Raw genomic sequence first — 26,506 nt, 5'->3', positions numbered from 1 at the left:
ACCACGCCGCCCGCCCCCGGCTAGGCTGACCCCCGCAAGCAGAGGAGACCGCGGATGCCCGACCACGCGACGCGCGGCAACAACCTCGACCGCGTCCGGCGGCACAACCTCTCGGCGATCCTCCGCCTCGTGCACCGCGGCGGCCCCCGCTCCCGCTCGCAGCTGACCCGCCTGACCGGCCTCAACCGCTCCACGATCGCGGCGCTGGTCGGCGAGCTGGTGGAGCTCGGCATCGTGCGCGAGCGCGAGCCCTCCACGCCGAACCAGGTCGGCCGGCCGAGCCCCGTCGTCGAGGCCGATCCCGGAGTCGTCGCGCTCGCCGTGAACCCCGAGATCGACGCCGTCACGGTCGCCGTGGTCGGGGTCGACGCCGTCGTCCGCCGCCGCATCCGCCGCTCCGCCTCCGTCCCCACCGCCGAGGCCGCGGCCCGTCTGGCGGCCGAGGCGGTCGCCGAGCTGCTCGCCGAGCTGCCCGAGGAGACGCGGACCGTCGGCATCGGCGTCGCCGTGCCCGGCCTCGTCCGCGACGCCGACGGCCTCGTCCGGGTCGGCCCGCACCTCGGCTGGGACGACGAGCCCTTCTCCCGCATGCTCGCGGACGCGACCGGCCTGCCCGTCCTCTCGGCGAACGACGCCAACCTCGGTGCGCTCGCCGAGAGCGTCCTCGGCGCCGGCCGCGACGTCTCGCACCTCGTCTACCTCAACGGCGGCGCGAGCGGAGTGGGCGCCGGCGTCATCGTCGGCGGCGCGCCTCTGCACGGCATCGACGGCTACGCGGGGGAGATCGGCCACACCCTCGTCAACAGCGCGGGCATCGACTGCCACTGCGGCGCCGTCGGCTGCCTCGAGACCGAGGTCGGCCGCGCCGAGCTGCTCACCGTGCTCGGCCTCGACGAGAGCGAGCGGCTGGAGGAGGCGCTCGCCGCCTCCGACGACCCGGCCGTCCGCGCCGAGGTCGAGCGCCAGCTCGGGCACCTCGCGGTCGCCCTGCGCAACGTGATCAACGTGTTCAACCCGCAGCTCGTGGTGCTGGGCGGCTTCCTCGGGGCGCTGATCGGAGTCGCGCCGGGGTTCCTGGAGGAGCGCCTGGGCCGCGGCGGCCCCTTCCGGGTCGCGCTCGACTCCGTGCGCATCGTGCGGACCGAGCTCGGCGCCGATCTGCTCATGCTGGGCGCCGCCGAGCTCGCCTTCGAGCGCCTGCTCGCCGACCCGCTCGGCACTCCGCTCCACCCGGTCTGACCCGACGGCGGGCCGAGGGGTGGCGCCACTGTCCGACACGTGATCGAATTGATTCGACCGAGCGGCGTGGAGCCGACGAGGTCCGCTCCCGAGCCGAGGACGACACCGGCCGCACCCCTCCCTCCCACCCCGCTGCGCCCTGCGCAGGAAGGCACTCCGTGTCCACTCCCGCCTCGACTCCGACCGCCTCCCTCCCGGTGCACCGCCACCCGGGCGACGCCCTGACGGCCCGCCAGCGCCTCGTCTACGTGATCGTCCTCGGCTCGCTGACCGCCCTCGGGCCGTTCACGATCGACCTCTACCTGCCGGCGTTCCCCGCGCTGCAGAGCGAGCTGAACGTGTCGGAGGCGGCGGTCCAGCTGACCCTCACCGGCACGACCCTCGGCTTCGCGCTCGGCCAGCTGGTCGTGGGCCCCTGGAGCGACGCGGTCGGCCGGCGCCTGCCGATCCTCCTGGCCACCTCGCTGCACGTCCTGGCCTGCGTCGGCGCGGCGCTCGCCCCCGAGATCGTCACGCTCGGCGTCTTCCGCTTCCTGATGGGAGCCGGTGCGGCGGCGGGCGGCGTGGTCGCGATGGCGATGGTCCGCGACCTCTTCGGCGGACGCCCGCTGGTGCGGATGCTGTCCCGGCTCGCCCTGGTGTCGGGCCTCGCGCCCGTGCTCGCGCCGGTCATCGGCTCGCAGCTGCTGCTGATCATGGACTGGCGCGGGATCTTCGTCTTCCTCGCCGCCTACGGCGTGCTGGTCGTCGCGGCCGTCGGCCTGCTCGTCGTCGAGACCCGGCCCCGCGCCGCCCGACACGAGCGCGAGCACCGCTCGCTCGTGCAGCGCTACCGGGCCGTCCTCAGCGACCGCGTGTTCCTCGGAGTGGCGGTGATCGGGGGCATGACCTTCGCCGGCCTGTTCACCTACCTCTCCAGCTCCTCGTTCCTGTTCCAGGGCCTCTACGGATTCGACGCGCAGCAGTACGGGCTGCTCTTCGCCGTGAACTCGCTCGGCGTCGTCCTCGGCGTGCAGGCGTCCTCCTACCTCAGCCGGAGGATCGGGCCGCAGTGGATCCTCGCGATCACGACGCTGACGCTGTTCACCTCCGCCGGCCTGATCGCCCTCTTCGACGTGCTCGGGCTGGGGCTCTGGGGCACGCTCGTCCCGCTGTGGTTCTTCATCGCGTCGTGCGGCTTCAGCTTCCCGTGCGTGCAGGTCCTCGGCCTGGTCAACCACGGCCGGGAGGCGGGGACGGCCGCGTCGCTGCTCGGAGCGGTCAACTTCGGCACCGCCGGACTGCTGTCGCCGATCTCAGGGGTCTTCGGCGCCGGCTCGGCCGTGCCGATGGCCGTGGTGATGATGGCGACGGCGACCGTGTCGATCATGGCGCTCTGGCTGATCGTCCGGCCGAGGAGCGTCCCGGCGCTGCAGGACTGAGCGCTCGGCTCCGGGTCCCGGCGGTCCGGCACGCCCCGCGCCTGCGGCTCCTCCCGGGCGCTCCGGCCCTCGCTGGATCCGCTCCCGAGCGCCGCTGCTACAGTCCCCTCCCATGTCCTCCCGCGACTCCTCCGCCCTGCTCGCCGAGCTCTCCGACCCCGACCGCGACGTCCGCCTCCGCGCGGCGATGACCCTGGGCGAGCTCGCCGAGCCCGCCACCGCCGAGCCCCTCGGCGCGCACCTGTGGGAGGAGCCGGACTTCTTCGTCCGCGACGTGCTCACCTGGTCGCTCGGCCGCCTCGGCTCCGCCGCCGTCCCCGTCGCGCGCGAGGCGCTCGGCCGCGAGCCCCGGGTGCGCACGCAGGCGCTGCACGTGCTCAGCAAGATCCTCGACCCGGCGACGCTCGACGACATCGCCCCGCTGGCCGCCGACTCCGAGCCCGCCGTCGCCGCGAAGGCCCGCTTCGCGCTGGGCCGCCTCGGCGACGAGCGCGCGCTGCCGGTCCTGCTCGGCCTGCTCGGTGACGACGACGCGGAGGCGCAGAACGTGCTCACCGACGTCCTCGCCGCCTTCGGCGCCGCGGCCGTCCCCGGTCTGGAGCAGGCCCTCCGCGAAGGGTCCGCGCCGGTACGGCGTCACGCCGCCGCCGCCCTCGGCTACCTGGGCGACGACGCGCGTCCTGCCGTCGACGCGCTGGACGGGGCCGCCGGCAGCGACGACTCCGCGCTCGCGGTCTCGGCCGTGATGGCGCTCGGCTCGATCACCGGTCCCGACGCGGCCGCCGCCCTCGCGCGGGCCTCCGCCTCGGACGACTCCCGCGTGAGCGCCGTCGCCGCGCGGCTCCTCGCGCGCTCCTCCGAGCCGACCCGGCTCGACGCCCTCCGCGCCGCCCGCCTGGCCCGCGCGGCCGGCTGAGCCGCGCCGCGAGACCCCCGCGGGGGAAGGCCGGGCATCCGCACGGCCGGTCGAACCGTGCCACGAACCCGGCGCACGGACGCCGGGCTTCCGAACGGTCGGCCGAGCCGTCCCGCAACCCCCAGCGGGGGAACGCCGGGTGACGGCATCATGTCCGGATGGATCACCGCGACGACCGCCTGTCGACCGAGCCCGGAATCGCGCGCCCCGACGCCGTCCAGCGTGCGCGGATGCGCGAGCAGGTGCCGTCCGACGACGTCGCCGCCCGGCTGCTGACGAAGGAGGCGGCCCACCGGGTCTCCCGCCGCTGGCCGCTGATCTCCGCGTCGCTCGCGATCCTGCTCACGGTGCTCCTCGCCGTGCTGATCGCCTTCCGCCCCACCTCGGCTTTCCGCTTCGACGTGGAGTGGATGGACGAGATCGTCGAGCACCGCTCGCCGGTCTGGGACATCCCGGCCCTCGTCATGAACACGGTCGGAGCGGGGCTCGTCGGCACGACGCTCATCCCGCTCGGCATCGTCGCCGTGCTGCTGGTGTTCCGCAGGCGGTGGGCCGCGCTCTACTACGCGATCGCCGCGCTGGTCAGCGTGGGCGCCACCCAGCTCGTCAAGGAGCTGGTGGGACGCGCCCGCCCGGCCGACATGCTCGTCACCAGCGACTACGGCTCCTTCCCGTCCGGCCACACCGCCAACGCGGCGACGACGGCGATGGTGCTGGCCCTGGTGTTCCCGCTGCTGTGGGTCTGGATCGCGGGCTTCCTCTACACCGTGGCGATGATGGCGAGCCGCACCTACCTCGGCGCCCATTGGCTGAGCGACACCGTCGGCGGCCTGCTGCTCGGGATCGGCGTGGCGCTCGTGGTCTGGGCTCCGCTCGCAGGCCGCCTGCGCACCGAGGCCGAGCTCCCGCACCCGCCGATCTGGATCCGCCGCACCACCTGACCGGCGCAGCGCTCCCCGCGAGGGCTTCGAGCCCCTGAGGGTCGGCGCCCGAGGAGCGCGGAGGCTCGCCGATCAGGCGAAGGCGGCGAGGGAGTCGAGCTCGTTGAAGGTGTACAGGTGCAGGCCCGCGAGGCGGTCGCCCGCCGCCGCTTCCAGGCGCGCGACGAACGCGGACGGGTCGAAGCGGCGTCCGCGGAGGAGCCCGCCGGCCACCGAGGTGCTCCGCTTCAGGAAGCCGAGCGAGGAGCCCACTCCGATCCGCGCGCCCAGCGTCAGCAGCCGCGAGCGCTCGACCGGCCCCGGCACGCCCGCCCACAGATCGGCCGTGATCCCCGCCTCGCGGAGCCGGTCGGCGTAGCGGACCACCGCGTCGACGTCGAAGCACATCTGCGTGACGATCGAGCGGATGAACGGAGCGCGCTCGCGCAGGTGCCGCTCGATGCTCTCGTCGGAGAGGTGCGGGTGGCCCTCGGGATAGCCTGCGATGTCCAGGGCCAGCCCGGGTGAGATCTCGCGGGCGTCGCGGATGAGCTCGAGGCTCGTGGAGTAGGTGCCGGCCGCCGAGGACGCGTCACCCGAGATCACGAACGCCTCGTCGATCCCCGCCTCGCCGATCCGCTCGAGGACCCGCTCGAGTGCGGCGCGGCCCTCGACGTTCCGCGCCGCCAGGTGGGGCACCACGCGGAACCCGCGCCCGGCCAGCGCGACCGCGCAGTCCACGGTCCGCCCGGTCCCGTGCTTCGGCAGGCTCGTCACGGTCAGCGTCACCGCGGAGGGGTCCGGGAACGCCCGTGCGGCGCGCTCGCCGATGTCGTCGGCCGGGATGATCTCGAAGCGCGCGCGGGTCATCGGCCCAGCCTGCCACGCGGAGGCGGAGCGGCGCGGGTGGTGGTCGCAGCCGCACGAGTGTCGGAGGGGCGCCCTAGCCTGGAGCCGATCGCCGCCCGGTGATCGCGGAAGGAGTCGCGTGTACCTGGAGTCCGGCCGCGTGGTCACGAGCCCCACCGACCTGTCGAACTGGGCGGCCTGCGAGTGGGCGGTCCTCCGCCGGTTCGACGCCCTGCTGGGCCGCGCGCCGCGCCTCGAGGCCGAGAGGGACGGGATGCTCGAGCGCACCGCGGTGCTCGGCGACGAGCACGAGCACCGCTTCCTCGCCGAGCTGAAGCGCACGCACGAGGTGCTCGAGTTCGAGCGCCCCGAGCCCGCCGGCTACCCCGCGGCGGCCGAGGCGGCCGTCGAGGCGATGCGCGCCGGGGTCGACGTGCTCTACCAGGCCACCTTCTTCGACGGCGAGTTCCTGGGCTTCTCGGACTTCCTCCTCCGCACCGCCGACGGCGCCTACGAGGTCTACGACACCAAGCTCGCCCGGCACGCGAAGATCCCGGCGCTGCTGCAGCTCGCCGCCTACGCCGAGCAGATGCAGGCGCGCGGCATCCGCGTGGGGGAGCAGGTGCACCTCGTGCTCGGCGACGGCTCCGTCACCAGCCACGAGCTGGCCGTCGTCGCCCCGGTCCAGCGGGTGCAGCGCGCCCGGCTCCGCGCCGTGCTCGACGAGCGCCTCGCCGCCGACGAGCCGCTGGCGTGGGGCGATCGGCGCTACCCCTCCTGCGGACGCTGCTCGGTCTGCGCGCCCGAGGTCCAGGCGCACCGCGATCCGATCCTCGTCGCCGGGATGCGGCTCGACCAGCGGGCGAAGCTCGGGGCGGCCGGCGTGCTCACGATCGACGCCCTCGCCGAGCACGACGGCCCCGTCCCCGGGCTGAGCGCGGCCACGCTCGAGGGCCTGCGCGCCCAGGCGCGGCTGCAGCTGCGGTCGGAGTCCTCGCCGGTGCCGGCCGTCGAGGTGATCGACGCCTCCGTGCTCGCCGGGCTGCCCGCGCCCGATCCGGGCGACCTCTTCTTCGACTTCGAGGGCGACCCGCTCTACACCGAGGACAACCGCGAGTGGGGCCTCGACTACCTCTTCGGCATGGTCGACGACCAGGAGCGCTTCACCGCGCTCTGGGCGCACGACCTCGCGGCCGAGCGCCGGGCGCTCCTCGACTTCCTCGCGCTCCTGCGGGCGCGCCGGGCCGAGCACCCCCGGATGCACGTCTACCACTACGCCTCCTACGAGCGCAGCCACCTCCTCTCGCTGGCGCTCCGCCACGGGGTCGGCGAGGAGGAGGTCGATGCGCTCCTGCGCGACGGCGTCCTGGTCGACCTGTACCCGGTGGTGCGGCGGGCGCTCCGCGTGGGCTCGCGCAGCTACTCGCTCAAGAAGCTGGAGCCGCTCTACATGGGCGAGGAGGAGCGGGACGCGTCCGGCGTCACGAACGCCGCCGACAGCATCGAGATGTACGTGGAGGCGCGCGCCGCACAGAGGGCCGATCCTGTCGAGGGGCAGCGCGGGCTCGACCTCGTCGCCGAGTACAACGCCTACGACTGCCGCTCCACGCTCCGCCTGCGCGACTGGCTCCTGGAGCTCGCTCCGCCGCGCGAGGAGCTGCCGCCGCTGCTCGAGGTCGAGATCCCCGTGCCCCGCGAGCCGCACCCGGTCGCGGTCGCACTGCTGGCGCAGGTCGAGGGGATCGAGCCGCGCGAGCGCACGGCCGACCAGACCGCGCTCGCCCTCGCCGGCGCGGCGATCGACTACCACCGCCGCGAGGCCAAGACCTTCTGGCAGGAGCACTTCGACCGCCTCCGGCAGCCGCTGGACGAGTGGGCGGACACCCGCGACGTCGTGATGATCGACCGGGTCGAGGTCGTCCGCGACTGGGCGAAGCTCCCGCGCGCCCGCACGCAGTCGCGCGAGCTGCGGATCCTCGGCCGGCTCGCTCCCGGCAGCCGGCTCGGCACCGGCTCGTCGCCGTACCTGGTCTACGAGGCCCCGGCGCCCCCTGGTGCACCCTCGCCCGGTCCCGGTCTGCGCGGCGCCTCCGAGCGCTCCGAGATCCTCGCGGTCGACGACGACGGGGAGCGGATCGTCCTGCTCCTCAAGGAGGGCCTGAAGGCGGGGGAGGATCCGCACGACGACGCTCCGGTCGCCCTCGCCCCCGCGCCGCCGCCGCGCGCCGCGCCCCAGCCCGAGGCGATCGCGGAGTGGGGCGGCGAGGTCCTCGACGCGCTGCCCGCGATGCTGGCCGACCCGGCGCTCGACGTCCTCCGCCGCGTACCGCCGGGAGCCGTCGCTCCTGTGCAGGGCGACGACGTGATCGGCGCGGTCGTCACCACTCTGCTCGGACTCGAGCGGGCGACCCTCGCCGTGCAGGGTCCGCCCGGCACCGGCAAGACCTACGTCGGCTCCCACGTGATCGCACGGCTGGTGAACGAGCACGGCTGGCGCATCGGCGTGGTCGGCCAGTCGCACTCGGTGGTCGAGAACGTGCTGAGCGCCGTCGTCGGCCGCGGCGTCGATCCCTCCCGCGTGGCGAAGGTGCCCAAGAACGGCACGCCGCCCGAGGCGCTCGCGGCGGCGCCCTGGGCGCCGGTGAAGAACGCGGCGGCACTCACCGCGGTCCTCGAGGAGGGCGGCGGCTGCGTCATCGGCGGCACCGCCTGGACCTTCGCGAACCCGGTCACTGTGCCGCGCCGCTCGCTCGACCTCCTGGTGGTCGACGAGGCCGGGCAGTTCTCACTCGCCCCGACGATCGCGTCGGCCGTCTCCGCCCAGCGGCTGCTCCTGCTCGGCGATCCGCAGCAGCTGCCCCAGGTGAGCCAGGGCGCGCACCCGGAGCCGGTCGACGAGTCGGCGCTCGGCTGGCTCGCCGACGGGCACGACGTCCTCCCGCCCGAATACGGCTACTTCCTCGCGCAGACCCACCGGATGCACCCGGCGCTCTCCGACGCCGTCTCCGAGCTCTCCTACGAGGGCGCGCTGCGGTCGCGGGCGCCGCAGGTGCGCCACCTCGAGGGGGTCGAGCCCGGCGTGCACTCCGTCCCGGTCGAGCACGCGGGCGACACCACCTCTTCGCCGGACGAGGCGAGGCGCGTCGTCGAGATCGCCCTCTCCCTCGTCGGCCGCGCCTGGACCGACGAGCACGGCGAGCGGACGCTGACCGCGGCCGACGTCATCGTCGTCGCGCCCTACAACGCCCAGGGCGGGCTCCTCCGCACCGCCCTCGACGCCGCGGGCCTCGAGGAGACGCCGGTCGGCACGGTCGACCTCTTCCAGGGCAGGGAGGCGGTGGTCGCCATCGTGTCGCTCGCCGCGTCCTCCGGGGCCGACGTTCCGCGCGGGATGGAGTTCCTCCTCCTGCCCAACCGCCTGAACGTCGCGGTCTCGCGCGCGAAGTGGGCGGCGTACCTGGTGCACTCGCCGGCGCTCGCCGCCTCGCTCCCGACCTCGCTGACCGGCCTCGGGCACCTCTCCGGCTTCCTCCGCCTGCTCGAGCGGGGGGAGCGGGCCGCCCTGTGACGGATCCGGTGGCCGGAAGGTGCGCTCCGCTCCGATTCCGTCGGTGCTCGGCATGGTGGACGACGCGATCCGTCGCTACGGTGTCCCCATGAGAATCCTCCTGGTCGGCGCCGGCGGCGTCGGCGACGCCTTCGCGAAGATCGCCGCGCGCCGCTCCTTCTTCGAGCAGATCATCGTCTGCGACTACGACCTCGCCCGGGCCGAGCGCACGGTCGCGTGGATCGCGGAGCGGCACGGTGCCGACGACCGCTTCGTCGCCGCGCGGATCGACGCCTCCGACGCCGAGAACGTCGAGACCGTCGCCCGCGCGCACGGGGCGACCCACGTGATGAACGCTGTCGAGCCGCGCTTCGTCCCGACGATCTTCGCCGGAGCGCTCGCCGCCGAGGCCGACTACCTCGACATGGCGATGAGCCTCTCGCTCCCGCACCCCGAGCAGCCCTACGAGCTGACGGGGCTCAAGCTCGGCGACGAGCAGTTCGCCGCGGCGGAGGAGTGGTCCTCCCGCGGCCGCCTCGCCCTGGTGGGCATGGGCGTGGAGCCGGGACTCTCCGACGTCTTCGCCCGCTACGCCTCCGACCACCTCTTCGACGAGATCGACGAGCTCGGAGTGCGCGACGGCGCGAACCTCGTCGTGCACGACGCGGACGGCCGCGAGATCTTCGCTCCGTCCTTCTCCATCTGGACCACGATCGAGGAGTGCCTGAACCCGCCGGTGGTGTTCGAGCGCGACCGCGGCTGGTACACCACCTCCCCCTTCTCGGAGCCGGAGGTGTTCGAGTTCCCCGAGGGCATCGGCCCGGTCGAGTGCGTGAACGTCGAGCACGAGGAGGTGCTGCTGATGCCGCGCTGGCTCGACGCGAAGAAGGTCACCTTCAAGTACGGCCTCGGCGAGCAGTTCATCGGCGTCCTGCGCACCCTCCACCTCCTCGGCCTCGACAGCACCGAGCCCCTGCGGGTCCGCTCGGCCGGCGGTCCCGTCGAGGTCTCGCCGCGCGACGTCGTCGCCGCCGCCCTGCCCGACCCCGCCGGCATCGGCCCGCGGATGACCGGCAGGACCTGCGCCGGCCTCTTCGTCTCCGGCACGAAGGACGGCGCCCACCGCGAGGTGTACCTCTACCACGTGAGCGACAACGAGTGGACGATGGCCGAGTACGGCACCCAGTGCGTGGTCTGGCAGACGGCGCTCAACCCGGTGGTCGCGCTCGAGCTCCTCGCGACCGGCGTGTGGACCGGCGCCGGAGTGCTCGGGCCGGAGGCGTTCAGCGCCGACCCGTTCCTCGAGCTGATGGCCCGCCCCGAGGCCGACGGCGGGTACGGACAGTCCTGGCACGTCCGCGAGGACTGACCGGCGCCGCCGACCTAGGCTGAGCCCATGAGTGACGATGACGGGCTCGCCTCGGCGAGGGACGAGGCGCGCGCGGCCCTGGAGGCCGCCCGCCGACTGCAGGCGGAGGCCGCCGAGGCCCTGGCGCGAGCGGAGGCGGCGGCCGCGGCGCTGAACGCGGCGGCCGGCCCGGAGGAGGCGGAGGCCGTCGCGGACGACGTGCGGCTGGTGGCGGCGTCGGGGAGCGGAGCGGAGCAGTCCGCTGCTCCCGTTGCCCCGGACGCCGTCGATTCCGGTCCGATCGTTCCGGATGCAGATGCTCCGCCCACCCCCTCGGCGCCCGCCCCGGCCCCCGGTCCGCTCCCCGAGAGCGCCGTCGACGCCGTGCGCGCCGGGTACGCGTTCACCGGCCCGGCCCTCGAGCTCGGCGCCCTCGTCAACGGCGACGCGCGGATCGACGTGCCCGTCCGCATCCCGCTCGGCATGCTCAACCGGCACGGCCTCGTCGTCGGCGCGACCGGCACCGGCAAGACGAAGACGCTGCAGGTCCTCGCCGAGCAGCTCTCGGCCCACGGCGTCCCCGTCTTCGCTGCGGACATCAAGGGCGACCTCTCCGGCCTCGCCACTCCGGGCACCGCGACCGACGCGCTGCTCGCCCGCACCCGCGGCATCGGCCAGGACTGGCGGGCGGAGGCGGCCCCCGCCGAGTACTTCGCGCTCGGCGGCATCGGCACCGGCGTCCCCGTCCGCGCCACCGTGACGGGATTCGGCGCGCTGCTGCTCGCGAAGGTGCTCGGCCTCAACCACACGCAGGAGTCGAGCCTCGGCCTCGTCTTCCACTACGCCGAGAGCGCCGGTCTCCCGCTCGTCGACCTGTCCGACCTCCGCGCCGTGCTCACCTACCTCGTCGGCGACGAGGGCAAGGCGGAGCTCGCCGAGCTCGGCGGGCTGTCCAAGGCGACCGCCGGCGTGATCCTCCGCGAGCTGATCGCGTTCGCCGACCAGGGCGCCGACGTGTTCTTCGGCGAGCCCGAGATCGACACGGCCGAGTTCCTCCGCCTCGCCGCCGACGGGCGCGGCGTCGTCAGCCTCCTCGAGGTCCCCGGAGTCGCCGACCGACCGGCTCTGTTCTCCACCTTCCTGATGTGGCTCCTCGCCGACCTCTTCAACGACCTGCCGGAGGTCGGCGACCTCGACAAGCCGAAGCTGGTGTTCTTCTTCGACGAGGCGCACCTGCTCTTCCGCGACGCGTCGAAGGACTTCCTCGCCGCGATCACCCAGACCGTGCGCCTCATCCGCTCCAAGGGCGTCGGCATCGTCTTCGTCACGCAGACCCCGAAGGACGTGCCCGGCGACGTCCTCGCCCAGCTCGGCTCCCGCGTGCAGCACCAGCTCCGCGCGCACACGCCGGACGACGCCAAGGCCCTCCGCGCCACCGTCTCGACCTACCCCGAGAGCGACTACGACCTCGGCGAGGTCCTCCAGGCGCTCCCCATCGGCGAGGCGATCGTGACGGTCATGAACGAGCGCGGCGCCCCGACCCCGGTCGCCTGGACGCGTCTCCGCGCCCCGCTCGGCTCGATGAAGCCCACCCCCGAGGCCGACCGCGAGGCGAGCGTCCAGAGGTCCCCGCTCCTCGCGCGCTACGGCACGCCCCTCGACCGCGACTCCGCCCGCGAGATCCTCACCCGCCGGCTCGACGCCGCCGCCGACGCCGAGGAGGCCCGCGCCGCCGCCGAGCAGCAGGCCGCCGACGACGCCCGCCGCGCGAAGGAGGACGCGCGTCGCGCCAAGGAGGAGACCGCGGACGCCGCCCGCCGCGCGAAGGAGCGGGCCGCCGCCGAGCGCGCCGCCGACCAGGCCGCCGAGCGCTCCCGACGGCGCACGGCACCGACCTCCCGCGGGACCCGCACCACCCGCCGCGACAAGACGGTCGTCGAGGAGGTGCTGGGCTCGAGCGCCGGCAGGACGCTGCTGCGCGAGGTGGTCCGCGGGATCTTCGGGACCGCCCGACGGCGCTGACGCGACCCGGGCCGCTCGGGGAGACGAGGCGCTAACGGAAGCGTGTTAGCGTCGGTAGCATGAGTGAGAGCGGGACGACGCGGGAGCGGATCCTCCGAGCGACGGTCGAGCTGCTGGCGGACGGCGGGCGGGACGCGGTGTCGACGCGGGCGATCAGCGCGGCGGCGGGAGTGCAGGCCCCCACGATCTACCGGACGTTCGGCGACCTGCGCGGGCTGCTCGACTCGGCCGCGGCAGCCGGATTCGCTACGGCCCTCGCCGACTTCGAGCGGAGCGAGGCGCCGGCCGACCCGGTCGACGCGCTCCGTGCCGCCTGGGATCACCACGTCGCCTTCGGACTCGCCGAACCGCACCTCTACGCGCTGATGTTCACCGCGCGGCCGGGGGAGGAGTCGGAGGCGGCGCGCCTGTCCCGCGGCGTCCTCCTCGACGCGGTCCGGGCCGTCGCCGAAGCCGGCCGCCTCACCGTCGACGTCGAGCGTGCCTCCCGCCTGCTCCAGTCGGCCGCGCTCGGCTGCACCCTCACGTTGACCGCCCTCGCCGACCCCGACGACGAGCTCTCGTCCCGCTCGCGCGAGTCCGTCCTCGCGGCGATCACCACGGCGGAGGCGGGCCCCACCGATCCCGCCGCCCGTGCGGTCGTCGCGCACGCCGTCGCCCTGCGGACGGCGCTGCCGCAGATCGAGCCCCTCAGCGCGGGGGAGCGGCTCCTGCTCGACGAATGGCTCGAGCGCATCGCCGACTGACGGCCGGCGTCGCCGGAGGGTCCGTATCGCCGCCCTGTCGTCCGCGTCGTCGTAATACGGATGGCGACGGGCACGATCCGGGACCGGCACCGACGGTCGGACCATGTCGCGAAGCATAGCCGAACTCTTCTTCCGCCCCGTCTGCGCCGCCTGCTCGGCCCCGCTCGTCGCCCGCCGTGGCGCGTTCTGCTCCGACTCCTGCGCGCGGACGAACCACCTCTACGGCTGATCCAGCACGCCCGGCGCGCGCCGAACGATCGGCGGCGCCTGCTCGGCGCGACGTCGTCGGCTGCAGCCGGGTGTGCCCCGGCAGGGCGAACCCGGCGATGCGTGAATGGGCCGCTCCGATCGACGCCTTCACCGGTCGACGCCTCCACCGGTCGACCGGGCTCCGACGATCGCCCGCACCGGTTAAACAAAACGGTGCCCGTGCTGGCGAGAGCAACGGGCACCGTTCGCGGAGGATGGGGGATTCGAACCCCCGAGGGCTTTCACCCAACACGCTTTCCAAGCGTGCGCCATAGGCCACTAGGCGAATCCTCCTGGCACGACCTGAGCCGCGACTCATCGATACTAGCCGGTGTCGGAGGCTCCCGCTGACCACGACACCGACACGCCCCGCTCTCCTCGGCCGCCGTCGTCGGTTAGACTGTCACCCGGCTCCCCGCGTGGCGCCATCCAGGCCAACTCCCCCAGGGCGGAAACGCAGCAAGGGTAACCGGGCTCTGGCGGGTGCGCGGGGGGTCTTCTTCCGTTAACCGGCCCGCCTGCTCCGCCGATGGACCGCCGCACAGCCGCTACGAGGCCCTACCGACTGCGGACGCTCCTCCACAGCCGCGCGCCATGCACGCCCTCCCATCCCTGGCCTCTACTCAGCCAGGCGGAGGGACCCCCTCGGTAGGCTGGATCCGATGGTTCAGAGCATCTACATCTCGTCCGCCGAAGGTCATTCGGGCAAGTCCACGGTCGCCCTCGGCGTCCTCGATGCGCTCAGCAGCCAGGTGCAGCGGGTCGGCGTCTTCCGCCCGATCGCCCGCTCCACCTCCGAGCCGGACTACGTGCTCGAGATGCTGCTCGGCCACTCCGACTCGGGCCTCGCCTACGAGGACTGCGTCGGCGTCACCTACGAGGACGTCCACGCCGACGGCGAGGCGGCGCTCTCGCGGATCGTCGAGCGGTACAAGGGCGTCGAGGCCCGGTGCGACGCCGTCGTCATCCTCGGCTCCGACTACACGGACGTCGGCAGCCCCACCGAGCTCGGCTACAACGCCCGCATCGCCGCCAACCTCGGCGCTCCGGTCCTGCTCGTCCTCACCGGCCGCGACTCGTCCCGCAGCGAGCAGCTGGGCCAGGCTCCCGCGCGCACGCCTGAGGAGATGCGCCAGATCACGGAGCTCGCCTCGGTCGAGCTCCGCACGGCCCACGCGAGCCTCATCGGAGTGATCGCGAACCGCGCGGACCCCGACACCGCCGCCGATGCCGTCGCCGCGATCCGCGAGAGCATCCCCGCCACCGTCCCGGTCTGGGCGATCCGCGAGGATCCGTTCCTCGTCGCTCCGAGCCTGTCCCGCCTGGTCGAGGCGGTCGACGGCGTCGTCGTCGCGGGCGATCCGGAGCTGCTCGGCCGCGAGGCGCTCGGCGTGGTGATCGCCGGCATGTCCATGGTCAACGTCCTGCCGCGGCTCACCGAGGGCGGCGTCGTGATCGTCCCCGGAGACCGGCCCGAGGTCGTCCTCGCCGTGATCATGGCGTACGCCTCCGGCACGTTCCCCACCGTCACCGGCATCATCCTCAACGGCGGCTTCGAGCTGCCGGAGCCGATCGTCCGGCTGATCGAGGGCGTCGACAGCCGCGTGCCGATCGTGATGACCGAGCTCGGCACCTACGACACCGCCGTCCGCGTCACTGCGGCCCGCGGCCGCCTGGCGGCCGACTCCCCGCGCAAGCGCGACACCTCCCTCGCCCTCTTCCAGGAGGCGGTCGACGCGGTCGAGCTGCTCACCCTCCTCGACGTCGGCCGGTCCGAGGTCGTCACGCCGCTGATGTTCGAGTACGGGCTGATCGAGCGCGCGCGCATCGCCGACCGCCACATCGTCCTGCCCGAGGGCGGCGACGACCGGATCCTCCGCGCCGCCGCGACCGTGCTCAAGCGCGGCATCGCCCGGCTCACGATCCTCGGCGAGGAGGCCGAGATCCGCGCCCGTGCGGCGGGCCTCGGCCTCGACCTCGACGGCGCGCGCGTGCTGAGCACTCTCGACCCCGAGCACCGCGCGCGCTTCGCCGAGGAGTACGCCCGCATCCGCGCGCACAAGGGCATCACCTACGACCACGCCTACGACACCGTCACGGACGTCTCCTACTTCGGCACGATGATGGTGCAGCTCGGCCTGGCCGACGGGATGGTCTCGGGAGCCGCGCACACGACCGCGCACACCATCCGCCCCGGCTTCGAGATCATCAAGACGAGCCCGGGCGTCTCCGTCGTCTCGAGCGTGTTCCTGATGGCGCTCGCCGACCGCGTGCTGGTCTACGGCGACTGCGCAGTGAACCCCGATCCCACCGAGGCGCAGCTCGCCGACATCGCGATCTCGTCCGCCGAGACCGCCCAGCAGTTCGGCATCGATCCCCGCATCGCGATGCTCTCCTACTCCACGGGCGAGAGCGGAGCCGGCGCCGACGTCGAGAAGGTCCGCGCGGCGACGGCTCTGGTGCGCGAGCGCCGGCCCGACCTGCTCGTCGAGGGCCCGATCCAGTACGACGCGGCGGCCGACGCGGCGGTCGCGGCCTCGAAGATGCCCGGCTCCCAGGTCGCCGGGCGCGCGACGGTGTTCATCTTCCCCGACCTCAACACGGGCAACAACACCTACAAGGCCGTGCAGCGCTCGGCCGGCGCCGTCGCCATCGGACCGGTCCTCCAGGGCCTGCGCAAGCCGGTCAACGACCTCTCGCGCGGCGCGCTCGTGCAGGACATCGTCAACACCGTCGCGATCACGGCCATCCAGGCCGCCACCCAGGCCATCGTCCCGCCCACCGCCGCCATCCCCGTGGTGCGCTAGCGGCGACCCCGCCGCCGCCTCTCCCGACCCCGATCACCCCAGGAGTCCCCTCATGTCCGTCGTCCTCGTCGTCAACAGCGGATCGTCGTCGTTCAAGTACCAGCTCATCGAGATGACCACCGAGGAGACGCTCGCCAGCGGCCTCGTCGAGCGGATCGGCGAGGACACCGGCCGCACGAAGCACACCCGCGACGGGGAGTCGTTCGAGATCGAGGGGCCGATCCCCGACCACACCGCCGGCTTCGACGCGATGATCCGCGCGTTCGGCGAGCACGGCCCGAGCCTCGACGAGTTCCCTCCCGTCGCCGTGGGCCACCGCGTCGTGCACGGCGGCAAGCGCTTCTTCGAGCCCACCGTCGTCACCGACCTGGTCAAGATCAACATCGAGGACCTCGCCGACCTCGCCCCGCTGCACAACCCCGCGAACCTCGAGGGCATCGAGGCGGCGCAGAACGCCTTCCCGGACGTCCCGCACGTCGCCGTCTTCGACACCGCCTTCCACCACACGATCCCGGCCGAGGCGTCGACCTACGCGCTGCCCGCCGAACTCGCCGAGAAGCACCGCGTCCGCCGCTACGGCTTCCACGGCACCTCGCACAAGTTCGTCTCAGAGGCCGCCGCCGCCTACCTCGGCCGCCGCCGCTCCGACCTGAAGACGATCGTCCTGCACCTGGGCAACGGAGCATCCGCCTGCGCCGTCGACGGCGGCGTCTCCGTCGAGACCTCGATGGGCATGACCCCGCTCGAGGGCCTGGTGATGGGCACCCGCTCCGGCGACCTCGACCCGGCCGTCGTCTTCCACCTGGCCCGCAAGGCGGGCCTCTCGATCGACGAGCTCGACACCCTCCTCAACCGCCGAAGCGGCCTCCTCGGCCTCACGGGTCGCGGCGACATGCGCGACGTCCAGGAGGCGGCCGAGGCCGGCGACGAGCAGGCCCGCGCCGGGCTCGAGGTCTACTACCACCGCCTCCGCCACTACATCGGGGCCTTCTACGCCCAGCTGGGCCGCGTCGACGCCGTGGTGTTCACGGCCGGAGTCGGCGAGAACGTCGCCGCCGTCCGAGCCGGCGCCGTCCGCGGCCTCGAGGGCCTGGGCATCGAGCTCGACCCCGAGCGCAACACGTCCTCCGACCGCGGCGCCCGCCGCATCTCCACCGACGACTCCCGCGTCGCCGTCCTCGTCATCCCCACGAACGAGGAGCTGGAGATCGCCCGGCAGAGCTTGTCGGTCGTGTAGCGGCGGAGCCGTGACACGACTCGCGGTCGGCTGCCGGGGGTGGTGGCTCCCGTGGAGCGGGTCCTGTCGGGCTGTCCTGAATCGCTCGCACGCGGCGGTGCTCGCTCGTCGTGCAGCGGTGGCCCGCTGCGCGACCGCGGTCGGCTTCTCGTGGGCCTGCGTCGCGCAGAGCAGGGTGCGTCGGGCTGCCCTGAATCGCTCGCACGCGGCGGTGCTCGCTCATCGTGCAGCGGTGGCCCGCTGCACGACCGCGGTCGGCTTCTCGTGGGCCTGCGTTGCGCAGAGCGGGTCTTGTCGGGCTGCCCTGAATCGCTCGCACGCGATTCCGGGTCGCGCCCTCTGCCGAACACGCGGCGACCCTCGCTGGTCGAGTAGCCGCGGGACGCGGCGTGTCGAGAGCCACCGAGTACGAGGGGGATCTCGATGCGGCCGCTGTGCGGGCTGCTCCATCGGCAGGAGCCGGCTGAGGAGCCCCGGCTCAGGGCAGCAGGCGCGCGTCGCCCGCGTAGAGGTTGAAGCCGGAGCCGCGGCTGAAGCCGATCAGGGTGAGGCCGGAGTCGCGAGCCAGGTCCACCGCCAGCGACGACGGGGCACCGACCGCGGCGAGCAGGGGGATGCCGGCCATCACGGCCTTCTGCACCAGCTCGAACGAGGCGCGCCCCGACACCTGCAGCAGCGTCCCCCGCAATGGCAGCCGCCCCTCCCGGAGCCCCCAGCCGACCACCTTGTCCACGGCGTTGTGCCGCCCGACGTCCTCCCGGAGCACCAGCAGCGAGCCGTCCGCGTCGAACAGCCCGGCCGCGTGGACGCCGCCCGTCCGCTCGAACACCGCCTGCGCCTCGCGGAGCCGATCGGGGAGCGAGACCAGCAGCTCCCGCTCGACCCGCAGGTCGTCCTCCGCGACGCTCCACGCCGAGTCGGTGGCGACCGCCTCGAGTGACGCGAGCCCGCACACTCCGCACGAGCTCGTCGTGTACACCGACCGCTCGCGCTCGAGCAGCACGGCCTCCCGCCCGCCGCGGACGCTCGCGTCGACCACGTTGTACGTGTTCTCGCCCGGCCCGGAGCCGCTCGCGCAGTAGCGCATCGCCGCCAGCTGCTCCGACTCTGTGAGCACCCCCTCGGACACCAGGAATCCCGCGACCAGGTCGAAGTCGTCGCCGGGCGTGCGCATGGTCACGCTGAAGCGCCGTCCGCCGACGCGGATCTCGAGCGGCTCCTCGACGGCCAGGACGTCCTCGCGACGGCGGGGCGGATCGTCGGCGCGGACGGCGGTCAGGCGGGTGCGGGCGACACTGCGGCTCATGGGTCTCCTCAGGCGGTGGAGGTCATCCTCCCACCGGGAACCGGGAGCGATGCCGGGGTGCGGACGTACGATGCAGGAATGGTCGATGACGCCGAGCCCCGCGAGAGTCCGATCGACGAGAGCCGCCTCTCCGTCCGGTCGCCGAAGAGACGCGCCGTCGGGATCCCCGGCGTCGCCCACGCCCTCGAGATCTCGCTCAAGCAGATGGGCCCGGTGCGCAGCGCCGAGACGCTCCTGCGGGTGAACCAGAAGACCGGATTCGACTGCCCGGGCTGCGCCTGGCCGGAGGGCGACAAGCGCCACGTCGCCGAGTTCTGCGAGAACGGAGCGAAGGCGGTCGCCGAGGAGGCCACGCTCCGCACCGTCACATCGGCCTTCTTCGCCGCGCACCCCGTCGCGGAGCTGGAGGAGTGGGACGACTTCGCGCTCGGCCAGCAGGGCCGGCTGACGGAGCCGATGCTGCTCGAGGAGGGCGCCACGCACTACCGGCCGGTGGGCTGGGATGAGGCGCTCGACCTCGTGGCTGAGGAGCTGCGAGCCTGCGCGAGCCCCGACGAGGCGATCTTCTACACGTCCGGCCGGACCTCGAACGAGTCGGCCTTCGTCTACCAGCTGATGGTCCGCGGCTTCGGCACGAACAACCTGCCCGACTGCTCGAACATGTGCCACGAGTCCAGCGGATCCGCCCTCACCGAGACGATCGGGATCGGCAAGGGCTCGGTGAGCCTGCGCGACGTGGAGCGGGCACCGCTGATCATCGTCGCCGGCCAGAACCCCGGAACGAACCACCCGCGGATGCTGACCGCGCTGGAGCGCGCCAAGCGCGCCGGCGGCACCATCGTGGCCGTGAATCCGCTGCCGGAGGCGGGGCTGCTCCGCTTCCAGAACCCGCAGACCGTCCGCGGCACCCTGGGCGACGGCACGGCCCTCGCCGACCACTTCCTCCAGGTCCGGCTGGGCGGCGACCAGGCCCTGTTCCAGGGTCTGGGCAAGGCGCTGCTCGAGGCGGAGGAGGCGCGCGGCGACGTCTTCGACCACGCCTTCATCCGCGAGAGCACCGGCGGCCTCGCCGAGTACCTCCACGGGCTGCGGGAGGTCCAGTGGGACGAGATCGAGCGGGCGAGCGGGATCGACGAGACGCGCATCCGCACCGTCGCCGAGCTGATCGCGGCGTCCGAGGGCACCGTCGTCTGCTGGGCGATGGGCCTCACGCAGCACGCGCACTCGGTCGCGACGCTCAAGGACGTCGTCAACGTGCTCCTGCTCACCGGCAACATCGGCAAGCCCGGCGCGGGCGTCTGCCCGGTGCGCGGCCACTCGAACGTGCAGGGCGACCGCACGATGGGCATCTTCGAGCGGATGCCGGACTCCTTCCACGACGCGCTCGACCGCGAGTTCTCCTTCTCCTCCCCGCGCGTGCACGGGACGGACACGGTCGCCGCGATCCGGGCGATGCGCGACGGGAAGGCCCGCGTGTTCATGGGGCTCGGCGGCAACTTCGCCCGCGCGACGCCCGACAGCGGAGTGACGGAGGCGGCGATGCGCTCGCTCGCCCTCACCGTGCACGTCTCGACCAAGCTCAACCGCTCGCACGTGGTCACCGGCCGGCGCGCGCTGATCCTGCCCACCCTCGGCCGCACCGACTCCGACGTGCAGCGCTCGGGCGAGCAGCGGGTCACGGTCGAGGACTCGATGAGCGCCGTGCACGCCTCCCGGGGCCGCCTGCGCCCGCCGAGCCCGGGCCTGCGCTCGGAGGTGGCGATCCTCACGGGGATCGCGGAGCGGCTGCTCGAGGGCCGCGAGAACGTCCCGCGGGTCGACTGGGCGGGACTGCGCGACGACTACCGCCGCATCCGCTCGCACATCGCCAACGTCGTCCCCGGCTTCGATGGCTTCGAGGCCCGGATCGACGTGCCCGGCGGCTTCGTCCTCCCGCACCCGCCGCGCGACTCGCGCCGCTTCGACACCCCCTCCGGTCTGGCCCGCTTCACCACGAATCCGCTCGAGTACCCGCGGGTTCCGGAGGGCAGGCTGCTGCTGCAGACGCTGCGCTCGCACGACCAGTTCAACACCACGATCTACGGCAAGGACGACCGCTACCGCGGGATCCACGACGGCCGCCGGGTGGTGTTCGTCCACGCCGACGACGTCGCCGAGCTGGGCTTCGCGGACGGCGCGATGGTCGACCTGGTCTCGGAGTGGCCCGACGGCGTCGAGCGGCGGGCGGAGGCGTTCCGCGTCGTGGCGTACGACACGCCCCGCGGCTGCGCGGCCGCCTACTACCCCGAGACGAACGTCCTCGTGCCGCTGGACTCGACCGCGAAGATCAGCAACACGCCTACCTCGAAGTCGGTCGTGATCCGCCTCGAATCGGCGGCGTAGGCCTCACCAGGGCAGCGGCAGCAGGCGCACGGAGTCGCCCGCTGCCGCTCCCGGTGCGGGCACGACGGCCACGGCCTCCGAGGCGGCGAGACCGGTGAGCATGTGCGAGCGGATGCCGGCGGATGCCCGCCAGCCGTCCTCGCCGGAGGAGGCGGGCACGAGCACCGTGGCCCCCGCGCGCCCGAGCGGCTCGGCGAGGACGCCCCGGCCGAGGGGCCGGGCAGCGGCGCCGGACGCCGCGTCGAGGGCCGGCGGCAGGAAGGAGAGCGCCGCGAGCAGGGCGGCGAGCGGATTGCCCGGCAGAGCGATCACCAGCGTCCCGCCCGGCAGCAGCGCAGCCATGGTCGGGTGGCCGGGGCGCATGCCGACGCCGTCGACGAGGACGCGCGCGCCCACCGCATCGAGGGCGCGACGGACCGCGTCCACCCGGGAGCGCCCGGTCCCGCCCGTCGTGAGGAGGATCGGCGCCGTGCCCGCCAGCAGCGTCCGTGCGATCGCCTCCTCGTCGTCGCCGCGGCGCACGACCTCTCCCACGGCTCCGCCCGAGAGCTCGACCAGCGCGGGCAGCAGCGGCGTGAACGCGTCGCGCACCCGTCCGGCGGGCGGCATCCCCTCGGTGTCGACCTCGTCCCCCGTGAGGAGCAGGTCGACCGCGGCGGGCGGGCGGACGTCGAGCGCGTCGATCCCGGCGACCGCGAGCAGGGCGAGGTGCGCGGGAGTGAGGCGGGTCCGGGCATCGACCAGCACGGCTCCGCAAGCGGCCTCGTCGCCCGCGCGCCGGACGTGGCGGCCGGGCGGGAGGGGCGCCCGCGCCGTCAGCAGGTCGTCGCGGACCACGCCCTGCTCGGACGGCAGCACCGCGTCGCTCCAGTCGGGCACGGCCGCTCCGGTGACGATCGGAGCGGCGGTGCCGTCCTCGAGCGGCCAGGGCCCGGGTCCGCGCACGGCCCAGCCGTCCATGGCCGAGGAGTCGTAGTGGGGGAGCGGCCGGGCGGCGGTGACGGCGCGGTCGAGGACGGCTCCGCGGGCGTCGAGGAGGGGGACTGTCGAGACGCCGGAGCGCGCCACCGCTTCGCCGACGATCCGCCTGGCCTCGTCCCAGTCGGTCGCCTCGTGCCCGTGCGCGCTCATCCCGTCCATTCTCCCGGGGCTCGGGGCGGGCCCTGGGCAGGACCCGCCCCGTCGGTCATCCCAGGTAGCCGTTCGGGTTCAGCACGAACTTCTTCGCGGCGCCCTTGTCGAAGTCGGCGTAGCCGCGGGGAGCGTCGTCCAGGCTGATCGCGGTGGCCTGGACCGCGTCGGCGATGTGGACCCGGTCGTGCAGGATCGCCATCATCAGCTGCCGGTTGTACTTCATGACCGGGCACTGGCCCGTGGTGAAGGACAGCGACTTCGCCCAGCCGAGCCCGAGGCGGATCGACAGGGAGCCCTCCTGGGCCGCCTCGTCGACTCCGCCCGGGTCGCCCGTGACGTAGAGGCCCGGGATGCCGAGGGCGCCGCCCGCCGCGGTGATCGACATCAGCGAGTTCAGCACCGTCGCCGGCGCCTCCTTCCCCGAGTCGGCGCCGTTGCCGTGCGCCTCGAAGCCGACGGCGTCCACTCCGCAGTCGACCTCGGGCACGCCGAGGATCTGCTCGATCTGGCCGGCCGGATCGCCCTTCGAGACGTCGACCGTCTCGCAGCCGAAGGAGCGCGCCTGCGCCAGACGCTCCTCATTGAGGTCCGCGACGATCACGACGGCCGCTCCGAGCAGCTGCGCTCCGACCGCCGCGGCGAGTCCGACCGGTCCCGCTCCTGCGACGTAGACCGTGGAGCCGACGCCGACCCCGGCGGTCACCGCGCCGTGGAAGCCCGTCGGGAAGATGTCCGAGAGCATCGTCAGATCGAGGATCTTCTCGAGCGCCTGATCGCGGTCCGGGAACACCAGGAGGTTCCAGTCGGCGTAGGGGACCATCACGTACTCGGCCTGCCCGCCGACCCAGCCGCCCATGTCGACGTAGCCGTACGCGCTGCCCGGGCGGTCCGGATTCACGTTGAGGCAGATGCCGGTCTTGCGCTCCTTGCAGTTGCGGCAGCGGCCGCAGGCGATGTTGAACGGCACGGACACGATGTCGCCGACCTTGACGAACTCGACGTCGGGGCCGACCTCCACGACCTCGCCGGTGATCTCGTGGCCGAGCACGAGGTCCGACGGAGCGGTGGTGCGGCCGCGGACCATGTGCTGGTCCGAGCCGCAGATGTTGGTGGAGACGGTGCGGAGGATGGCGCCGTGCGGCAGCTTCCGCCCGATGTTCGCCGGATTGACGCCGGGTCCGTCCTTCAGCTCGAAGGTGGGGTAGTCGATGTCGATGACCTCGACGACTCCGGGGGACTTGTAGGCGACGGCTCTGTTGCCTGACATGCGGGGCTCCTTCAGATGGACGACCGCGGCGCAGTCGGCCGCGGGAGTCCTGCGCCGCTCTCGGTCCGAGCCGCGGCACCGGGACTCGGGGGAACCGTACGGCGTCGGCCTGGTGCCGGATCGAGGCCGGTGGAGTAGCGTCTCAGGAGGCGTGCGTACGCTCGTCCACCGCCCGGTGCGAGGCCGTGAGCGCCGCGTCGAGCGCGTCCCGGCCGCCCCCGGCCAGGCCCGCCGCGTAGCCCGCGAGGAACGTGGTCAGCGGAGCCGCCGGCCGGACCACTCCGTGCGCCGCGCGACCGGCGAGGGCGAGCAGGGCGTCCGGGTCCACCGGGACCTCGCCGAGGCCGAGCGCGGAGCACAGCTCGGCCCACCAGCAGGCGAGCACCTCCTCCGAGGGGCGGGCGCCGTCGGAGGCGGAGGGGCGGGGGCCGGTCGTGTCGTCCATCCGCTCAGTCTGCGCCGCGCGGGCCCGGCAGGTCGATCCCGTGCCGGTGCGCGTCGGCGGGCGCGTCGACGTCGTCGGTCGTCCCTCCGGGCACCGTCACGAGCCGTGGGGGAAGGTCCCGGAGGAGGGCGCGCACCGAGGCGCCGTCGGGATCGCCGAGCGCGGTGAGCGCTTCGACGAGGGCCGCTCGCCGGTGCACGCCGAGGAGCTGCTGGGCTCGGCCGCTCGCGTCGACGGCCAGGAGGGAGGCCTCGACGGCGTTCGACGCGACCTCGAGCAGGGTGTGCACGGCGGGAGCGGGGGCGACGAGATCGGCGGCGAGCACGACGACCCAGTCCGGAGCGCCCGGGCGGTCGAGCAGGGGCAGCGCGGCGGCCAGGCCCGCGACCGGGCCGCCGAACGGCGGACCCTCCTGGACGAGCTCGGCGCCGTCGACAGCCGGTGCGAGCGACGACGGTCCGGCCACGATCCTCCGCTCGGCTCCGCGCACGGCTGCGAGGGCGGTGCCGAGGAGCGTCGACTCGCGGTGCCGGAGGAGCGGCTTGACCGCGCCGCCGAGGCGGGAAGCGCGTCCGCCGGCGAGCACGACCGCGTCGAAGCGGGGGAGCGGAGGCGGCGGGAGCACGGGACCGAGGCTACGCGCGCTCGGAGGTCCGCCGTCCCGGCTCCGGTGTCGGAGGTCGCGGCTACTCTTGTCGGGTGGTAGCAGCCCTGTATCGCCGGTACCGGCCCGAGACGTTCGCCGAGATGATCGGCCAGTCCCAGGTGACGGATCCGCTCATGACGGCGCTCCGCACCAACCGCGTCAACCACGCCTACCTCTTCAGCGGCCCCCGCGGCTGCGGCAAGACCACCTCGGCGCGCATCCTCGCCCGCTGCCTCAACTGCGCGACGGGCCCGACCGACACCCCCTGCGGCGTCTGCGACAGCTGCGTCGAGCTCAGCCGCGAGGGCCAGGGCTCGCTCGACGTGGTCGAGATCGACGCGGCGAGCCACAACGGAGTCGACGACGCGCGCGATCTGCGCGAGCGCGCCATCTTCGCCCCGGCGCGCGACCGCTTCAAGATCTTCATCCTCGACGAGGCGCACATGGTCACGCCGCAGGGCTTCAACGCGCTGCTCAAGATCGTGGAGGAGCCGCCGGAGCACGTGAAGTTCATCTTCGCGACCACGGAGCCGGACAAGGTCATCGGCACGATCCGCTCGCGCACGCACCACTACCCGTTCCGGCTCGTCCCGCCGGCGCAGATGCTCGACTATACGCAGGAGCTCTGCGAGCGCGAGGGCGTGCACGTGGCGGCCGGCGTGCTGCCGCTCGTGGTCCGCGCGGGCGGCGGGTCCGTCCGCGACACGCTCTCCCTGCTCGACCAGCTGATGGCCGGCTCCGAGGCCGAGACCGTCGAGTACGAGCGGGCCGTCGCCCTCCTCGGCTACACCCACGGCGCCCTGCTCGACGAGGTGGTCGACGCGCTCGCCGAGCACGACTCCGCCGAGGCGTTCGGAGCGGTCGACCGCGTCATCCAGACGGGGCAGGACCCGCGCCGCTTCGTCGAGGACCTGCTCGAGAAGCTCCGCGACCTGATCGTCGTCGCGGCGACCGGGGGCGCGGCCTCGGCCGTCCTCCGCGGCGTCTCGCAGGACGAGCTCGACCGCATGGCCGGCCAGTCGCGCGCGCTCGGCCTGGCCGAGCTCTCCCGCATCGCCGACGTGGTCAACGAGGCCCTCACCGAGATGACCGGTGCGACCTCGCCGCGCCTGCACCTCGAGCTGATGATCGCCCGCACCCTGGTGCACGGCACCGGCGCCGGCATCGCGCCCGCTGCGGCCCAGGAGGAGCGCCCGCGGCACGTGGCCCCTCCGCGCGAGACCGCGGCGCCCGCCCCGCGGTCGTCCGAGGCGTCGCGCGCGTCCGAGCCGTCCCGTGCGCCCGAGCCCCACCACGCCTCGCACGCCGCCGCTCCCGGCTCGGTGCCCGAGTCCATCGCGGCCGCTCCGCGCACCGAGGCGCCGGTGACGACGTCCGCACCGGTCGCTGCGCCGCCGGTGAAGGGGCCCGACGAGACGGCGGCCGCGCCGGAGGCGGACGAGTCCGCGCCGGCCGAGTCAGGACGCCCCCGCGCGACGACCGCCGCGGCGGCTCGTCCGGAGCCGGACGAGCAGGAGCCGTCGGATCAGGCCGCTGCGTCCCCTGAGGCGGCCCCAGCCTCGGCGCCCGCTGCCTCCGCACCCGCTGCGGCCGCGGGCGACGCACCCGCCGACGGCGCGGTCACCCTCCAGCGGATGAAGGACACCTGGCCCGAGATCCTCGAGGTCGTGCAGAAGGCGAAGATGACCGCCTGGCTGGTGGCCTACACCGCCCAGGTGCGCGCCCTCAAGGACGACGTGCTGACCCTCTCGTTCCCGAGCCAGAACGACGTCGAGTCGTTCAAGATGCCGGGAACCGCCGGGCAGCCCGGAGTCAGCGAGTACCTGCGTCAGGCGATCCAGCAGGTCCTCGGCCTGCGGGTGAAGTACATCGCCCGCGTCGAGCCTCGCGCCGCCGCCCCGGAGGCCGAGCGCGCCGCCGTCGAGGCGACCGCCGCGCCCGCCCCGGCTGCGCCGATCCCGGCCGCGACCGGCTCCGACGGATGGGCTACGGTGGCGATCCCCGCCGATCCGCCCCCTGCGGCCG

18 protein-coding genes, 1 tRNA gene and 1 other RNA gene are annotated in these 26,506 nt (G+C 73.9%); 13 read left to right on the top strand and 7 right to left on the bottom strand.

Translation table 11 applies throughout. The annotated features are described in order from the left end of the window. Positions 1 to 54: 54 nt before the first annotated feature. From C5C63_RS15355 to C5C63_RS15340, 4 genes are all read left to right on the top strand, one after another. The gene (locus tag C5C63_RS15355) at positions 55 to 1,239 is read left to right on the top strand and encodes an ROK family transcriptional regulator (protein WP_104326377.1); all 1,185 of its coding nucleotides are present in this window, start codon (positions 55 to 57) and stop codon (positions 1,237 to 1,239) included. Between the two features lie 158 nt (positions 1,240 to 1,397). Continuing rightward, positions 1,398 to 2,660, top strand: a complete 1,263-nt coding sequence (locus C5C63_RS15350) for a multidrug effflux MFS transporter (RefSeq protein WP_104326376.1) — start codon at positions 1,398 to 1,400, stop codon at positions 2,658 to 2,660. A 112-nt stretch (positions 2,661 to 2,772) separates the two neighbouring features. Beyond that, positions 2,773 to 3,576, top strand: a complete 804-nt coding sequence (locus tag C5C63_RS15345) for a HEAT repeat domain-containing protein (RefSeq protein WP_104326375.1) — start codon at positions 2,773 to 2,775, stop codon at positions 3,574 to 3,576. A 158-nt stretch (positions 3,577 to 3,734) separates the two neighbouring features. Further along, positions 3,735 to 4,517, top strand: coding sequence for a phosphatase PAP2 family protein (locus C5C63_RS15340; RefSeq protein ID WP_244229597.1), 783 nt, complete (start codon positions 3,735 to 3,737; stop codon positions 4,515 to 4,517). A gap of 72 nt (positions 4,518 to 4,589) precedes the next feature. On the opposite strand, the gene C5C63_RS15335 is transcribed toward C5C63_RS15340, so the two are convergent. Next, complete coding sequence (locus tag C5C63_RS15335) at positions 4,590 to 5,366, bottom strand: methylenetetrahydrofolate reductase (RefSeq protein ID WP_104326374.1); 777 nt, start codon at positions 5,364 to 5,366, stop codon at positions 4,590 to 4,592. 118 nt (positions 5,367 to 5,484) lie between these two features. Between C5C63_RS15335 and C5C63_RS15330 the strand changes: the two genes are divergently transcribed. From C5C63_RS15330 to C5C63_RS15315, 4 genes are all read left to right on the top strand, one after another. Next, a complete protein-coding gene (locus tag C5C63_RS15330; protein ID WP_104326373.1) occupies positions 5,485 to 8,913 on the top strand; it encodes a bifunctional RecB family nuclease/DEAD/DEAH box helicase in 3,429 nt (1,142 codons plus the stop codon). Between the two features lie 88 nt (positions 8,914 to 9,001). Further along, positions 9,002 to 10,261 carry a saccharopine dehydrogenase family protein gene (locus C5C63_RS15325; RefSeq protein WP_104326381.1) on the top strand — a complete coding sequence of 420 codons (1,260 nt, stop codon included), beginning with the start codon at positions 9,002 to 9,004 and terminating at the stop codon, positions 10,259 to 10,261. A 27-nt stretch (positions 10,262 to 10,288) separates the two neighbouring features. Beyond that, positions 10,289 to 12,262: a helicase HerA-like domain-containing protein gene (locus C5C63_RS15320; protein WP_104326372.1), complete on the top strand. Its 1,974-nt coding sequence runs from the start codon at positions 10,289 to 10,291 to the stop codon at positions 12,260 to 12,262. Between the two features lie 59 nt (positions 12,263 to 12,321). Beyond that, positions 12,322 to 13,008 carry a TetR/AcrR family transcriptional regulator gene (locus C5C63_RS15315; RefSeq protein WP_104227474.1) on the top strand — a complete coding sequence of 229 codons (687 nt, stop codon included), beginning with the start codon at positions 12,322 to 12,324 and terminating at the stop codon, positions 13,006 to 13,008. A 458-nt stretch (positions 13,009 to 13,466) separates the two neighbouring features. Here C5C63_RS15315 and C5C63_RS15310 read toward each other — a convergent pair. After that, positions 13,467 to 13,551: transfer RNA gene (locus C5C63_RS15310), tRNA-Ser, on the bottom strand. A 112-nt stretch (positions 13,552 to 13,663) separates the two neighbouring features. On the opposite strand from C5C63_RS15310, the gene ffs reads away from it, so the two are divergent. The 3 genes from ffs (at position 13,664) to C5C63_RS15295 (ending at position 17,301) form a co-directional block, all read left to right on the top strand. Beyond that, an RNA gene (gene ffs / locus C5C63_RS15305) (signal recognition particle sRNA small type) lies at positions 13,664 to 13,760 on the top strand. Positions 13,761 to 13,919: 159 nt separating this feature from the next. Further along, positions 13,920 to 16,064 (top strand): phosphate acetyltransferase, encoded by a 2,145-nt coding sequence (gene pta / locus C5C63_RS15300; RefSeq protein ID WP_104326371.1) that lies wholly within the window; start codon positions 13,920 to 13,922, stop codon positions 16,062 to 16,064. A 52-nt stretch (positions 16,065 to 16,116) separates the two neighbouring features. Continuing rightward, positions 16,117 to 17,301 (top strand): acetate/propionate family kinase, encoded by a 1,185-nt coding sequence (locus C5C63_RS15295; protein ID WP_104326370.1) that lies wholly within the window; start codon positions 16,117 to 16,119, stop codon positions 17,299 to 17,301. Between the two features lie 478 nt (positions 17,302 to 17,779). On the opposite strand, the gene fdhD is transcribed toward C5C63_RS15295, so the two are convergent. After that, positions 17,780 to 18,607, bottom strand: a complete 828-nt coding sequence (fdhD, locus tag C5C63_RS15290) for a formate dehydrogenase accessory sulfurtransferase FdhD (RefSeq protein ID WP_104225120.1) — start codon at positions 18,605 to 18,607, stop codon at positions 17,780 to 17,782. A 78-nt stretch (positions 18,608 to 18,685) separates the two neighbouring features. Between fdhD and C5C63_RS15285 the strand changes: the two genes are divergently transcribed. After that, positions 18,686 to 20,989 (top strand): FdhF/YdeP family oxidoreductase, encoded by a 2,304-nt coding sequence (locus C5C63_RS15285; protein ID WP_104326369.1) that lies wholly within the window; start codon positions 18,686 to 18,688, stop codon positions 20,987 to 20,989. A gap of 3 nt (positions 20,990 to 20,992) precedes the next feature. Here C5C63_RS15285 and C5C63_RS15280 read toward each other — a convergent pair whose 3' ends face one another. The 4 genes from C5C63_RS15280 to C5C63_RS15265 all read right to left on the bottom strand — a co-directional run bounded on the left by C5C63_RS15280 (position 20,993) and on the right by C5C63_RS15265 (position 24,460). After that, positions 20,993 to 22,120, bottom strand: coding sequence for a molybdopterin molybdotransferase MoeA (locus tag C5C63_RS15280; protein WP_181110641.1), 1,128 nt, complete (start codon positions 22,118 to 22,120; stop codon positions 20,993 to 20,995). 55 nt (positions 22,121 to 22,175) lie between these two features. Next, on the bottom strand, positions 22,176 to 23,390 hold the full coding sequence (gene fdhA, locus C5C63_RS15275) for a formaldehyde dehydrogenase, glutathione-independent (protein ID WP_104225123.1): 1,215 nt from the start codon (positions 23,388 to 23,390) through the stop codon (positions 22,176 to 22,178). Between the two features lie 142 nt (positions 23,391 to 23,532). Continuing rightward, positions 23,533 to 23,835, bottom strand: a complete 303-nt coding sequence (locus tag C5C63_RS15270; RefSeq protein WP_219815309.1) for a DUF6457 domain-containing protein — start codon at positions 23,833 to 23,835, stop codon at positions 23,533 to 23,535. A gap of 4 nt (positions 23,836 to 23,839) precedes the next feature. Next, on the bottom strand, positions 23,840 to 24,460 hold the full coding sequence (locus C5C63_RS15265) for a molybdenum cofactor guanylyltransferase (RefSeq protein ID WP_258065476.1): 621 nt from the start codon (positions 24,458 to 24,460) through the stop codon (positions 23,840 to 23,842). A 74-nt stretch (positions 24,461 to 24,534) separates the two neighbouring features. On the opposite strand from C5C63_RS15265, the gene C5C63_RS15260 reads away from it, so the two are divergent. Then, positions 24,535 to 26,506: DNA polymerase III subunit gamma and tau (locus tag C5C63_RS15260; RefSeq protein ID WP_104326378.1), on the top strand; the 1,972-nt coding region annotated here is incomplete at its 3' end.

Origin of the sequence: Rathayibacter sp. AY1B8 (assembly GCF_002932775.1) — a bacterium.
Classification (GTDB): domain Bacteria; phylum Actinomycetota; class Actinomycetes; order Actinomycetales; family Microbacteriaceae; genus Rathayibacter.
The sequence above is the reverse complement of the archived record's forward strand: the minus strand, read 5'-3'. Positions and strand labels throughout refer to the sequence as shown.